Origin of the sequence: Pseudoalteromonas lipolytica, from assembly GCF_003515105.1 — a bacterium.
Classification (GTDB): Bacteria; Pseudomonadota; Gammaproteobacteria; order Enterobacterales; family Alteromonadaceae; genus Pseudoalteromonas; species Pseudoalteromonas lipolytica.
Window position 1 is genome coordinate 2,392,595 of record NZ_CP032090.1, and the last position, 13,014, is coordinate 2,405,608.

The 13,014-nt window shown below is 41.7% G+C and carries 13 protein-coding genes; 4 read left to right on the top strand and 9 right to left on the bottom strand.

Annotation, left to right across the window (positions count from 1 at the left end; genetic code table 11):
- Nucleotides 1–49: 49 nt before the first annotated feature.
- Together D0907_RS10915 and fadR are read right to left on the bottom strand one after the other, a co-directional pair.
- Nucleotides 50–655, bottom strand: a complete 606-nt coding sequence (locus D0907_RS10915; RefSeq protein WP_118844451.1) for a peroxiredoxin C — start codon at nucleotides 653–655, stop codon at nucleotides 50–52.
- 314 nt (nucleotides 656–969) lie between these two features.
- Complete coding sequence (fadR, locus tag D0907_RS10920; protein WP_036967119.1) at nucleotides 970–1,683, bottom strand: fatty acid metabolism transcriptional regulator FadR; 714 nt, start codon at nucleotides 1,681–1,683, stop codon at nucleotides 970–972.
- A 285-nt stretch (nucleotides 1,684–1,968) separates the two neighbouring features.
- Here fadR and nhaB point away from each other — a divergent pair, with 285 nt between their 5' ends.
- Nucleotides 1,969–3,549, top strand: coding sequence for a sodium/proton antiporter NhaB (gene nhaB / locus D0907_RS10925; protein ID WP_118844452.1), 1,581 nt, complete (start codon nucleotides 1,969–1,971; stop codon nucleotides 3,547–3,549).
- A gap of 56 nt (nucleotides 3,550–3,605) precedes the next feature.
- Here the strand turns inward: nhaB and tyrA are convergent, their stop codons facing one another.
- The 6 genes from tyrA to ffh all read right to left on the bottom strand — a co-directional run bounded on the left by tyrA (nucleotide 3,606) and on the right by ffh (nucleotide 8,802).
- Complete coding sequence (gene tyrA / locus D0907_RS10930) at nucleotides 3,606–4,730, bottom strand: bifunctional chorismate mutase/prephenate dehydrogenase (RefSeq protein WP_036967115.1); 1,125 nt, start codon at nucleotides 4,728–4,730, stop codon at nucleotides 3,606–3,608.
- A 494-nt stretch (nucleotides 4,731–5,224) separates the two neighbouring features.
- Nucleotides 5,225–5,584: a 50S ribosomal protein L19 gene (gene rplS / locus D0907_RS10935; RefSeq protein WP_004587324.1), complete on the bottom strand. Its 360-nt coding sequence runs from the start codon at nucleotides 5,582–5,584 to the stop codon at nucleotides 5,225–5,227.
- Nucleotides 5,585–5,617: 33 nt separating this feature from the next.
- Nucleotides 5,618–6,385, bottom strand: coding sequence for a tRNA (guanosine(37)-N1)-methyltransferase TrmD (gene trmD, locus D0907_RS10940; RefSeq protein ID WP_036967113.1), 768 nt, complete (start codon nucleotides 6,383–6,385; stop codon nucleotides 5,618–5,620).
- On the bottom strand, nucleotides 6,385–6,918 hold the full coding sequence (gene rimM / locus D0907_RS10945; protein ID WP_036967112.1) for a ribosome maturation factor RimM: 534 nt from the start codon (nucleotides 6,916–6,918) through the stop codon (nucleotides 6,385–6,387). Before rimM ends, trmD begins: the two co-directional genes overlap by 1 nt.
- A gap of 17 nt (nucleotides 6,919–6,935) precedes the next feature.
- A complete protein-coding gene (gene rpsP / locus D0907_RS10950) occupies nucleotides 6,936–7,184 on the bottom strand; it encodes a 30S ribosomal protein S16 (protein WP_036967110.1) in 249 nt (82 codons plus the stop codon).
- A 241-nt stretch (nucleotides 7,185–7,425) separates the two neighbouring features.
- Nucleotides 7,426–8,802 carry a signal recognition particle protein gene (ffh, locus tag D0907_RS10955; protein WP_036967108.1) on the bottom strand — a complete coding sequence of 459 codons (1,377 nt, stop codon included), beginning with the start codon at nucleotides 8,800–8,802 and terminating at the stop codon, nucleotides 7,426–7,428.
- Between the two features lie 243 nt (nucleotides 8,803–9,045).
- Here ffh and D0907_RS10960 point away from each other — a divergent pair, with 243 nt between their 5' ends.
- The 3 genes from D0907_RS10960 to D0907_RS10970 all read left to right on the top strand — a co-directional run bounded on the left by D0907_RS10960 (nucleotide 9,046) and on the right by D0907_RS10970 (nucleotide 12,170).
- Nucleotides 9,046–9,849 carry a cytochrome C assembly family protein gene (locus D0907_RS10960; protein ID WP_065978555.1) on the top strand — a complete coding sequence of 268 codons (804 nt, stop codon included), beginning with the start codon at nucleotides 9,046–9,048 and terminating at the stop codon, nucleotides 9,847–9,849.
- A 61-nt stretch (nucleotides 9,850–9,910) separates the two neighbouring features.
- A complete protein-coding gene (locus D0907_RS10965) occupies nucleotides 9,911–11,179 on the top strand; it encodes an HlyC/CorC family transporter (protein WP_141687232.1) in 1,269 nt (422 codons plus the stop codon).
- Between the two features lie 151 nt (nucleotides 11,180–11,330).
- The gene (locus tag D0907_RS10970) at nucleotides 11,331–12,170 is read left to right on the top strand and encodes a mechanosensitive ion channel family protein (protein WP_065978556.1); all 840 of its coding nucleotides are present in this window, start codon (nucleotides 11,331–11,333) and stop codon (nucleotides 12,168–12,170) included.
- A gap of 113 nt (nucleotides 12,171–12,283) precedes the next feature.
- Here the strand turns inward: D0907_RS10970 and D0907_RS10975 are convergent, their stop codons facing one another.
- Nucleotides 12,284–12,892, bottom strand: coding sequence for a transglycosylase SLT domain-containing protein (locus tag D0907_RS10975; protein WP_036967095.1), 609 nt, complete (start codon nucleotides 12,890–12,892; stop codon nucleotides 12,284–12,286).
- Nucleotides 12,893–13,014: the final 122 nt, after the last annotated feature.

The window sequence follows — 13,014 nt, forward strand, 5'->3', positions numbered from 1 at the left end:
AAAACCCGCCAATTGGCGGGTTTTTTAATACTTTCAACAAAGGCCTAAATTATAGGTCGCCTTCGTTTTCAGAAAGGAATTTAGCAACACCTTCAGGGCTTGCATCCATACCTTTTTTACCTTCAGTCCAACCTGCTGGACATACTTCACCGTGCTCGCTGTGGAACGCTAGTGCGTCAACCATGCGAAGCATTTCATCAATGTTACGGCCTAATGGTAAATCGTTAACTACTTGGTGACGTACTGTACCTTCTTCGTCGATTAGGAAAGAACCACGGAAAGCAACACCTGCTTCTGGGTGCTCAACGTCGTACGCTTGACAGATTTCGTGCTTAACGTCTGCAACTAGTGCATATTTAACTTGACCAATACCGCCGTCAGCAACAGCAGTGTTACGCCATGCGTTGTGTGAGAATTGTGAATCGATAGAAACACCGATTACTTCAACGCCACGCTTTTGGAACTCTTCAAAACGCTTGTCGAAAGCGATTAACTCTGAAGGACATACGAAAGTGAAGTCTAACGGGTAAAAGAAGATAACTGCTTTTTTACCTTCGATAGTGTCTTTTAGGTTGAAGTTTTCAACGATTTCACCGTTACCAAGAACAGCTGCTGCAGTAAAGTCTGGTGCCTGACGGCCAACTAATACACCCATTTTTATCTCCAAATATTTGAGTTTATTTCCAATTGCCTACGCAATACTCACATATATATGGTTCCGAAAAAACAAAAACCAAGAGTAAGTATCGATATTTAGCAAGATAGTTTAAAGAGGTTACAGGCAAATGAACAATCGAAAAAAGCGATATATGCAATCGGAAAAATTGATATAAAAAAGATATGCGCTATGTCTATCGAATTACCTTATGATGCAGGGTGATTATGAACCCACCTTATTGTTAAATAAATACAAAAAACCCAGCTTAAAGCTGGGTTCTCAAATATAAAAAGGCGCATAACTAAGGGCTGTTAGTCCATAATATCTTCTGGCATATCACCACGGATCTGCTGCCAGATTTCACCCGTTTGATGGCCGTATTTACGCATAAGCGAAATAGCCCCGTCGTGTTCATGACGCTCAGCAAGCGAGGTTAAATCTTTATAAAATTGGCGAGCAAGCTCACGTGTACGCGAATCAGAGAAGTAATGGCAACCGATTTTTGAGTAAAAACCTTTAAAGCCATTTAAGATAAGTACATAGATTCTGTTGTTACCTGCGACAGCAAGTTCATGATGCACTTTGTAATCGTAGTCTGCAAATGCTTGCGCGCTGTCTTCAAGCTGTTCACTTTGCGATAAAATTTCGATCACGCGTTCAGGTGCTAATTTTATTGCAGCACGAGTGTAAATGGCACTAATGTTAGTGCGAGCCGATAGAAGTTGATCGGTAAGCTCTGGCATTTTGTCTTCATCTAGTCGTGCTAACGTCTCTAGAATGTTAAGGCCTGAGGTTTCCCAGAAATTATTAACGCGAGTTGGTTTACCATGTTGAATCGTTAACCAGCCATCACGCGCCAAACGCTGTAGCACTTCACGCAAAGTGGTACGTGTAACACCTATTAACTCTGACAACTCTCGTTCTGCTGGAAGAATTGAGCCAGGCGGAAAGTCACCATTCCAAATAGATTCAACAATGTATTCTTCAGCAAAACCTGCTGGACTTTTCGCTTTAAAAATTCTCATTCAATTTCCACTTGAGTTAGCACATACTTCTATCGCACAAAGCGATCAACCCACTGATTGTACCAGATGCTCTGTAACTAACAAGTAAAGTCCATCCAGTGTACATAAAAATCTAAAGATAATAACGAAATAATTAGCCTAGTATTAATAAACCACACTTAAGTTAATAATTAACAATCGTTATCGTACTTTAGCTATACTAAAATTACACTAACAGCATATTTACTGTTAACGCTAAGTGAATTAACTTATTAGCGTTATCATCCCATCTAATAAGGTACTGCAATGCAGCAACGAGTTCTGCCGGCAATCTTTAAAAACTTTTTAGGGAATTCGCCACAATGGTATAAATACACCATTCTTGCTTTTTTATTGTTAAATCCGATTTTATTTCAATTAAACCCTTATATTGCTGGCTGGGTGCTGGTACTAGAGTTTATTTTTACCCTTGCTATGGCATTAAAATGCTATCCGCTTCAACCCGGTGGACTTCTGGCGATAGAAGCGATGTTTATTGGAATGACTTCAGCGGGTCAGGTCGAACATGAAATAGTTCAAAATGTGGATGTCATCTTACTGTTGATCTTTATGGTTGCGGGCATTTACTTTATGAAAGATCTGTTACTGTATATTTTCACTAAGTTAGTTGTCTCAGTTCGCAGTAAAACAGTGCTGTCGCTGTCTTTTACACTTGCTGCTGCATTCTTATCTGCATTTCTTGATGCCCTGACTGTCATGGCGGTTGTTATTGCCGTTGCAATGGGTTTTTACAGCATTTACCACAAAGTTGCTTCGGGGAAAGACTCCAGCAGTGAACATGATATAAACGACGATAATCAAGTGCGTCCTGTCAATCGTCAAGAATTGGAAGAATTTCGGGCATTTTTACGCAATTTGTTGATGCATGCTTCAATCGGTACTGCATTAGGGGGCGTATGCACCATGGTTGGTGAACCGCAAAATTTAATTATTGCAGAACGTGCTGGCTGGTTTTTCGGAGAGTTTTTCTTTCGCATGCTCCCCATCACCTTGCCTGTAATGATTGCAGGTGTAGCGACAACTATTCTACTCGAAAAAACGAAGACATTTGGTTACGGTGCTAAATTGCCAGTTCCTATTCACACCATATTATCTGAGCATGCTAAAAAGTTTGAGAAAAAACGAACAACGCGTGACAAAGTCAATTTGGCTATTCAAGCAGTAATAGCGGTGTGGCTCATCATTGGACTTGCTTTACACTTAGCAACCGTCGGGTTAATTGGTTTATCGGTGATTATTTTTGCCACTGCCAGTGCAGGGATCATTGAAGAGCACCAGTTAGGAAAAGCATTTGAAGAAGCACTCCCCTTTACCGCTCTGCTGTGTGTATTCTTTTCAATTGTTGCAGTAATAATCGACCAACATTTGTTTACGCCGGTTATCAGTTGGGTGCTGACATTTGAAGGACAGTTACAATTGGTGATGTTCTTTATTGCGAATGGATTGCTTTCTATGGTGAGCGATAATGTTTTTGTTGGTACAGTTTATATTAATGAAGTCGCTGCCGCGTTAGAGGCGGGGCAAATCAGCCGTGATCAATTTGATTTGTTAGCCGTTGCAATTAATACAGGGACTAACTTGCCTAGTGTGGCGACACCAAATGGTCAAGCTGCATTTTTATTTTTACTCACCTCGACACTCGCCCCCGTGCTCAGGCTTTCTTACGGACGAATGGTCTTTATGGCACTACCCTATACAATCGTATTAACTGTTGTAGGTTTAAGTATGACGTTATTTAGTTTGTCTGATATGACTGAATTACTCTATCAATGGGGACTTATTCAACACCATTCGGGTGGATTACCTGGCTCATTAGGCGGTCACTAATAAGCAGTGTATAGCGAGCAGCAAACAATGTGCTCGCTTTTACTTAAGCGACAGTGTTAATCAAGCACTTTAGCATCATTCGCTTTATTCAATAAGCTACGACTTTGTGTCAAGAAATGTGCCGTTGCATCTGAAAAATACGCTTTAGCTTCTGCAAAGGCATCTATAAGAGCGGCTTTATCACCCGCTTTTAATTTTTCTAATGTTTGCGCAAACGTATCTTGGTAGTTAGCCAATAAGGCTTCGACATCATCAAATTGCGCAAGCATAATATCAGAGTAAAGCTCTGGCGACTGCGCAAATAAACGACCAACCATCATGAGTTCTAGCTGATAAATGGGTGATGAACAACTTCTCAGTTCTGCGAGTGTATGACTTTGTTTTGCTAAAAACTGACCATAAACAAAAGTCGTTAAGTGGCGCATGACCTGGATAATTTGCATTGCTTCATCATGCTTTTTAGCATCCATTTCCACTACCTGACAGCCCCACACTTGTAATTGTGCCAATAATCCTTGCGCAACTTCATGATTACGCCCTTCACATACCACAACAGTCTGCTTTACCCAATGAGATATATCGGGGCCAAACATTGGGTGTAAACCAACAACAGGGCCTGAATGAGCTGCCATTAATGCTTTTAATGGCTTTTGCTTCACCGAGGTTATATCAACCAATAAACACTCATCATCAAGCGTTGGTAATGCAGCTACTACCTGTTCTAACGCATTGATTGGCACACTCACTAACACCAACTTTGCGCCTGCTAAAATAGCTTCACTATCAGCCTGCTGTTGTTTATCTAAAATACGGACTTCATACCCAGAACGAATAAATTGTTGGGCAAATAATTGCCCCATAGCCCCTTGACCACCCACAATGACAATCGGAGATAGCTGAGGAGCAGAACAGGCCAAGCTCCCTTGCTGATTTTGATACGCTTCTCGCATCATACGACGCAGGATATCTTCAACAAGCTCAGGGTTAACGCCTTGACTCATTGCCTCTTGGCGACGAGCTGCCAGCAAATCGGCTTCACGGTCAGGCGCATGTAATGGCGCCCCTGTTTGCTGCTTAATAGCCCCTATTTGTTCTGTAATACCATTACGCTTTGCTAATAACGCGACTAATTGCGCGTCACATTCATCGATCCCTGCTCTTAATTCTGCTAGCTTATCCACTGTTACTACACCTCAAACCCAAAACGTAAACTAAAATATACAAAAAAGTAAACCTTTTAATACGAAATATAGTACCAGCATAAGCAGCAAAGTACAAAGTCCTTGGGCTAATCACGCAGGGGAAATACGCCAGTTCAAATATTGCTGTACGGGAATTATTGAAAGAGGTGTGAAAAGTAAAATAAGAAGAAGCCAGCTAATTTCAATCCACAATAATGCTTCACCATTTTGAGGGATTAAACCTGTCGCTACCTGCGTTAAAAATGTCTGATTTACGACTGCATGGATGCAGAAGGTAGAGCAATGCAGGAGCTATTGCCGAGAATGACTAAAAAACGATATTTTTGCCTTGTTATCAACGACGTTTTATCGCTTCAAAACTGCTCACTTTATTAAGCGAATTAATACAATAGAAAAATTGTTCCCTAAAAACCAAAACGGGTTGCAACCCGAAGGCTGCAACCCGTTTTTTTTGCGTTGATAAACAGCGCGTATTAGTTAAGTTTTTCTCTAATACGTGCAGATTTACCAGAACGCTCACGTAGATAGTAAAGCTTCGCACGGCGAACTGCACCGCGACGCTTAACTGTTACGCTGTCGATAAGAGGGCTGTGCGTTTGGAATACACGCTCAACACCTTCACCGCTCGAGATTTTACGAACTGTGAAAGCTGAGTGAAGACCACGATTACGCTTAGCGATTACAACACCTTCAAAGGCCTGTAGACGCTCTTTGTTACCTTCTTTTACACGTACCTGTACAACTACTGTATCACCAGCGCCGAATGCTGGTACGTCTGTTTTAAGCTGCTCTTCTTCAAGCGCTTTAATAATATTTTGGTTTACTTTTGCCATTATATTTCTCACTTTCCTAGGTGTAACTGTCTTCTAGCCACAAGCTTGTTGGTACTCTTGCTTGAATTCTGCAAGAAGTGCCGCTTGCTCCTCAGTCAGAGCTAGGTTATGCAACAAGTCAGGACGACGTAACCAAGTTCTACCTAATGACTGCTTTAAGCGCCATTTGGCAATTTCTTGGTGGTTTCCGCTGAGCAATACAGCAGGCACCTGTTTATCATCCAATGTTTCTGGCCGTGTATAGTGAGGACAATCAAGCAATCCATCCGAAAATGAATCTTGCTCTGCTGACTGGTTGTGACCTAGTACACCAGGCACTAATCGCGCAACAGCGTCAATTAATGTCATAGCGGGTAGTTCACCACCACTCAGAATAAAATCACCTATTGACCATTCTTCGTCAACATATGACTCTATGATTCGCTCATCTATACCTTCATAGCGACCGGCAATCAAAATCAGTTTATCGGAGTTGGCTAATTCAGCCGCACCTTGCTGATCTAATTTGCGCCCTTGCGGGGACATATAAATTACTTTTGCACCATCGCCTGCCGCTTTTTTAGCGTCAAGGATGGCTTGTTTCAATGGTTCAACCATCATCAACATGCCGGGGCCGCCCCCATAAGGACGATCATCCACGGTTCTATGCTTATCAGTAGCGTAGTCACGTGGATTCCAGCAGTTAAAGTCAATTAAACCATTTTTAACTGCGCGACCTGTTACCCCTTGAGTGGTAATAGCATCAAACATGTCCGGGAAAAGGCTTATCACCCCTACCCATAACGAACTCGTTTGTGACATTAAAACCCTGGGTCCCAGTCTACGGTAATTTCTCTTGCTTCATGTTTAACTTCTTTAATAACAGAGTCTGTTAAAAAAGGAATTAAACGCTCAGCTTGTCCAAATGCATCTTTTTTGTTTGCTTTCACAACCAAAACATCATTTGAACCTGTCTCCATTAGGTCATCAACCGTGCCTAAGTCATAACCTTTATCGGTTACAACAGACATGCCAATGAGATCTCGCCAATAGAATTCACCTTGCGGTAATTCTGGTAGTTGCGCCGCGTCAACAGAGATTTCAACATTGGTGAAAGCCATTGCTTGGTCTCGATCGTTTACTTGCGCAACTTTAGCGATAAAGCCTTTGTTGTGGCGACGCCAGTCGACCACCTCTAAGGTCTGCCATTTACCTTGTTGCCCTATCAACCATGGGCTGAAATCGAAGATCCCTTCGGGATCATCAGTAAATGAATGCACCTTAAGCCAGCCCTTTATACCATAGGGGGCGCCGAGCTTTCCTACAACAATTATCGAGGTGTTCTCTTGACTCATGGTTACACTTACGCCTATTAAGCCGCTTTACGAGCGTCTTTAACTAATTTAGCTACGCGATCTGAAAGAGATGCGCCTTGACCTACCCAGTGTTCAACACGAGATAAATCTAAACGTACTTTTTCTTCCTGACCAGAAGCGATTGGGTTAAAGAAACCTACTTTCTCGATGAAGCGACCGTCACGCGAGAAACGGCTATCCGCAACCACAATTTGATAGAAAGGGCGTTTTTTAGCGCCACCACGTTGCAAACGAATAGTTACCATACCGTCCTCTAAATAGATTGACTGTTTTCATTAATAAGATTTACTCCCCAGTACGGGGAGCTGGGGAATTGTACGAGTTTTTTGCAACATTGCAAGTAAGAAGTGATGCAAAATGTAAGTTTAGTTGATTAAACACTGATCTGTGCGTTAGATCTTACATTTGCGCCTAAGTTCGGCATAATTTATCCATTAAAAAAGGAGCTATTTGCTCCTTTTTTACACGAAACGGACTTGTTGAAAATTAAAACTTAGGTCCGCCACCCATCATACCTGGTGGTAACATCCCTTTCATGCCGCGCATCATTTTCATCATGCCGCCTTTACCTTTCATTTTCTTCATCATCTTTTGCATCTGCGTAAATTGCTTAAGCAATTTATTGATTTCTTGTACTTGAGTACCAGAACCCGCTGCAATACGTTTTTTACGTGAGCCTTTAATGATTTCAGGACGGGCGCGTTCTTTTGGCGTCATTGAGTTAATAATCGCTTCCATTTGCACAAATGTTTTATCACCCATTTGCCCTTTTACTGCATCGGGTAAATTTTGCATACCTGGCAATTTATCAAGCATCGACATCATACCGCCCATGTTTTTCATTTGGCGCAGCTGCTCAGCAAAATCATCAAGTGTAAAGCCATCGCCTTTAAATACTTTTTCAGCAACTTTGGCGGCTTTCTCCTTGTCGACTTTCATTTCGACTTCTTCGATCAATGAAAGTACATCACCCATGCCTAGAATACGCGACGCTATACGGTCAGGATGGAATGGTTCAAGAGCATCGGTGCGCTCACCCACACCCATGAACTTAATCGGCTTACCGGTGATATGGCGAATAGATAAAGCAGCACCACCACGGGCATCACCATCAGTTTTCGTTAGAATCACACCACTGAGTGGTAATGCTTCATCAAACGCTTTTGCTGTATTTGCAGCATCTTGACCTGTCATTGCGTCAACAACAAATAAGGTCTCAATAGGATTAATCGCACTGTGTAGTGCCTTGATTTCATCCATCATGTCGCTGTCAACGTGCAAACGGCCCGCTGTATCAACTAAAACAACGTCAATAAACTTTTTCTTCGCGTGGGCAATCGCATTACTGGCAATATCAACAGGCTTTTGCGAAATATCACTTGGGAAAAACTCAACCCCTACTTCAGTAGCTAGGGTTTCAAGCTGTTTGATTGCCGCAGGACGATATACGTCAGCACTCACCACAAGCACAGATTTCTTTTTGCGTTCTTTTAAGAACTTAGCAAGTTTACCCACACTGGTCGTTTTACCGGCACCTTGTAAACCCGCCATCATCACAACTGCTGGCGGCTGCGCATTCAGGCTTAGCTCTTCATTTGCTTCGCCCATGGCTTTTTCAAGCTCTTCACGAACGATTTTAATGAACACTTGGCCTGGACTTAAGCTTTTAGTTACTTCAACGCCAACAGCGCGTTCTTTAACCTGCTTAACAAAATCACGAACAACGGGTAACGCAACATCCGCTTCCAAAAATGCCATGCGGACTTCACGTAATGTATCTTTAATATTGTCTTCAGTTAAGCGTCCGCGGCCACTGATATTTTTTAAGGTTTTACCTAAGCGTTCTTGGAGATTCTCAAACATGTAAAGGTTCCGATAAAACGTGTTTCACCTGTAAAGCGCGCAAAAAACACAATTTAAGTTGCAATACAGGCAATATTAAATTTCAATTCCTAGCAGTATACCGTAAATGGTGGTCGACAATACAGTGTTCAAGTGCGCTGTTTGAGTTTCTTTTTACAAACTCTATGCTTTTGCCTTGCTATAAAATACAATGGCATCAATGAGACAAGGATTTATTGATATAAATTAAGTGGCCAAAACACGATGATTATTAGTTTAACTATTATTGCTAGTTTGTTTTATGTGTTAGCAACGTCGCATGTGCTTTCACGCCTTTTTCACAAACAAGGCCCAAGCCAAAAGCTCACGGTGATTTTAAGCACCGTAGCAATCCTTGCACATATGTTATTACTGGTGAATTCTGTTTTTCGAGCAGACGGCCAAGATTTAAGCATTGTTAATGTGGCACTTTTAACCTGCTGGGTCATTGTGGTGTCTGTCACGGCGGTGTCGCTTAAGTTTCCTGCAACGTTGCTATTGCCTGTTGTTTATGGCTTTGCAGCTATTTTAACGCTTGCTAGCCTATTTATACCGCACCATGTGATTATTCATACCATTGATGTAGAACTAGGCTTAGTGACACATATCTCGCTATCTTTGCTAGCTTATTGCGTACTTATTATCGCGACTTTATACGCTATACAATTTTACTTTATTGATAAGCGCTTAAAGCGTAAAGATTTAGCCATTGTGCACAGCCATTTACCCCCGCTAATGGTGGTCGAGCGTCAGCTCTACCAACTATTAACTTTAGGCACTATTTTACTCACCTTCGCACTTCTGTCTGGTTTTATATTCTTAGACGGTATGTTTGCCAGTGAGTTTATCCATAAAACGGTTTTATCATTGATTGCGTGGCTTATTTTCACGGTTGTTACGGTTGGTCACTTACGCCAAGGTTGGCGAGGAAAACCCGTGGTATTTTCGATCATGATAGCTGCATTTATCCTATCACTTGCTTATTTTGGCAGCCGTTTCATTCAAGAAGTGATACTAAATAAGTTTTAACTTGACTCAGCAAGCTCTCTCTAGCTTAATATGCATTGGTTTATAAAAAAAGGATCCATCGTTGGACGACATATCGACTAGTACCCTGTTTATCGTATTGGGATTATTGATACTTATTTCTGCTTATTTTTCGGGTTCTGAAACCGGAATTATGTCAATTAACCGTATTCGTTTACGCCATCTTGCGAAAGAAAACCATCGCGCAGCGAAACGCGTCAGTAAACTCTTAAGTCGCCCAGACAGACTTATTGGTCTGATCTTGATTGGTAACAACCTAGTTAATATCGCTGCAGCACAGGTTGCGACGATTATTGGTATTCGCTTATACGGTGACGTTGGCTTGGCTATTGCGACAGGTGCTCTGACTTTAGTGGTGTTAATTTTTGCTGAAGTTACACCAAAAACGCTCGCGGCTCTCTACCCTGAAAAAGTCGCGTTTCCTAGCTCTATCGTGCTTAAAGGCTTGCTTAAAATACTCTTCCCGTTCGTTGTAATGGTAAACTGGCTGACCAATGGTATGTTACGTTTATTTGGTATTACGACCGCGCAAATCGAAGAGCACAGCTTAAGTAAAGAAGAATTAAAAACCGTGGTTAATGAATCGGGTGCCTTATTGCCTGCACGTCACCAAAGCATGCTGACGTCTATCTTAGATTTAGAGCAAGTGACCGTCGAAGACATCATGATCCCACGCAACGAAATTGTTGCCATTGATATTAATGACGATTGGAAACTAATCAGTCGCCAACTAACACACGCACAGCATACTCGCGTATTACTTTATCGCGACCAAATTGATGATGCGGTTGGTTTTATTCACTCACGTGATGCACTTCGTCTATTGACGAAAGAGCAGTTTGATAAACCATCATTACTGCGTGCGGTCCGCGAGATTTACTTTATCCCTGAAGGTACCTCGCTGAACACACAGCTTTTGAAATTCCAACAATCAAAAGAACGAATTGGTTTAGTGGTTGATGAATACGGTGATATTCAAGGCCTTGTAACTCTTGAAGACATTCTTGAAGAAGTGGTAGGTGATTTCACCACAACGCAAACACGTACTCCAAGTGAAGAAGTGACAACTCAAGATGATGGCACAGTGCTTGTTGATGGTGGTGCAAACATCCGTGATCTAAATAAAGAGATGGGGTGGGAATTACCTATCGATGGCCCTAAAACCTTGAGTGGCTTAATTGTTGAATACCTTGAAGATATCCCAGATTCGAATTTAAGCCTACGAATAGCAGGCTACCCAATAGAAGTATTGGAAGTGAAAGAGAATATGGTAAAACTGGTGAAAGTTATTCCCAGTAAACGAACTGAATAACAGATAAGGAGTAGCTTGCTACTCCTTTTTTTATAGCTTATTTCATAATTCTACCCCGAAGTTTCCTATTTCATACCTATAAACACACATTAAGCTGCTAATTCGTCTACTATGGCTTGCATATTTTAACGTCTCGTTACATGGAGCAAAAATGGACGAAATATCGATCGAAAAAGTATATAACCAAGCAATTGAGCTACTCATGACGTATGGACCAAAGTTTATTTTAGCGATTTTGGTGCTTGTTATTGGTTGGTGGCTAATTGGCAGAATTGCCAAGATGACCGAAAAATCAATGTATAAAGTAAAGTTTGAAGCAGGCCTGACACACTTTCTAGTGTCGTTTATTTCTGTCATTCTGAAGATACTATTACTTATTTCTGTCGCCTCAATGATTGGCATAGAAACCACCTCATTCATCGCAATGCTCGGTGCTGCAGGTTTAGCTGTGGGTATGGCATTGCAAGGCAGTCTGGCTAATTTTGCAGGTGGTGTGCTGATCTTATTCTTTAAACCTTTTAAAGTGGGCGATGTTATTGAAGCACAAGGTTACATGGGGAAAGTCGTTGAAATTCAGATTTTCGTCACTATTTTGCTTACCTACGATAATGAAAAAATAATCATCCCGAATGGGGCCCTGTCAAACGGCTGCGTGAAGAATAAGTTTGCGGAAGCCACTCGCCGTGTCGACATTGAATTTGGTATTAGCTATGGCGATGACGTTCATAAAGCCCGTGAAGTACTTCTGAGTGTCCTTAATGACTACGAATTAGTGCTTAAAGACCAAGAAGCGAAGAAACCTGTTGTGCATGTTAGTCAACATGGTGACAGCCACATTGGTATGCTCGTTTGGGCATGGGTTGATTCTGATAACTATTGGCCTGTGTATTTTGGCCTCTATGAAAAAGTGAAAATTGCTTTCGATGCAGCAGATATCACTATCCCATTCCCGCAGCGCGATGTGCATATTCACCAGTTTCCTGGCAAGTAATCACATGCACAAGTGTACCTAACAGTAACAGAATGGGTACTCTTTAATGTTATAGTGCAATTGAATGCAATAAAAAAGCCCGTAGTTACGGGCTTTTTTATCTTTGTACGTGTTTAGCCAAATAAGCGCTCAAACCAGTTTTTATCAAGCTCATCTTCACACTGTTTAAGCTGAGCACCATACCGGCTCGCACGGTGTTTTACTTTATTAGCTACACTCATTAACCACTTTTTGCTTTTGTAGGTACCGCGCTTATACCCGCCCCACCCTTCATGGTAATTTAGGTATTGTGCGTAAGCATCCCACTTTGATACACCATTCACTTTATGTGTTTTATAAACAAACCAAGCCATAAAATCGATGGCATCATCAAAGTCATCTCTGTCAGCGCCACTGTTGCCGGTTTCACGAATATAGTCTGACCACGTAGGTGTTTTTGCTTGCGAGTAACCATAGGCAGAGCTTGCTCGGCCGATAGGAATGATCCATAAAAAGTATTCCATCGGTGGAGCGGCATCATGACGGAATGAACTTTCTTGATACATCATGCTCATCAGCACATGTTTTGGCGAGCCCCACTTTTCTTGTGCATCACGTGCATCATAATACCAATCAGGTTTTTCTTCGAAAATCTTACAAATATCATGCGGTTGCTCTGGTGGAGCCGTGGCACAACCCGCCATAGAAGCGACCAGCGATAAAATAATTAAATTTTTTTTCATTTTTTTTAATATCTCGCTGAACTTTTTCTTATTGAGTCAGTCTGACTTTATGAATGCAGCAGTATAGCATTGTTTCATCCCTGAAGAATCTTTGACGCAGCCAACCTAGGCTGCGTTTTTTT

Bases quoted from the DNA above. Each gene is read 5' to 3' on its own strand.
- D0907_RS10915 (WP_118844451.1), bottom strand. From the start codon at position 655: ATGGGTGTATTAGTTGGCCGTCAGGCACCAGACTTTACTGCAGCAGCT.
- fadR (WP_036967119.1), bottom strand. From the start codon at position 1,683: ATGAGAATTTTTAAAGCGAAAAGTCCAGCAGGTTTTGCTGAAGAATAC.
- nhaB (WP_118844452.1), top strand. From the start codon at position 1,969: ATGCAGCAACGAGTTCTGCCGGCAATCTTTAAAAACTTTTTAGGGAAT.
- rplS (WP_004587324.1), bottom strand. From the start codon at position 5,584: ATGGCAAAAGTAAACCAAAATATTATTAAAGCGCTTGAAGAAGAGCAG.
- trmD (WP_036967113.1), bottom strand. From the start codon at position 6,385: ATGTCACAAACGAGTTCGTTATGGGTAGGGGTGATAAGCCTTTTCCCG.
- rimM (WP_036967112.1), bottom strand. From the start codon at position 6,918: ATGAGTCAAGAGAACACCTCGATAATTGTTGTAGGAAAGCTCGGCGCC.
- rpsP (WP_036967110.1), bottom strand. From the start codon at position 7,184: ATGGTAACTATTCGTTTGCAACGTGGTGGCGCTAAAAAACGCCCTTTC.
- ffh (WP_036967108.1), bottom strand. From the start codon at position 8,802: ATGTTTGAGAATCTCCAAGAACGCTTAGGTAAAACCTTAAAAAATATC.
- D0907_RS10960 (WP_065978555.1), top strand. From the start codon at position 9,046: ATGATTATTAGTTTAACTATTATTGCTAGTTTGTTTTATGTGTTAGCA.
- D0907_RS10970 (WP_065978556.1), top strand. From the start codon at position 11,331: ATGGACGAAATATCGATCGAAAAAGTATATAACCAAGCAATTGAGCTA.
- D0907_RS10975 (WP_036967095.1), bottom strand. From the start codon at position 12,892: ATGAAAAAAAATTTAATTATTTTATCGCTGGTCGCTTCTATGGCGGGT.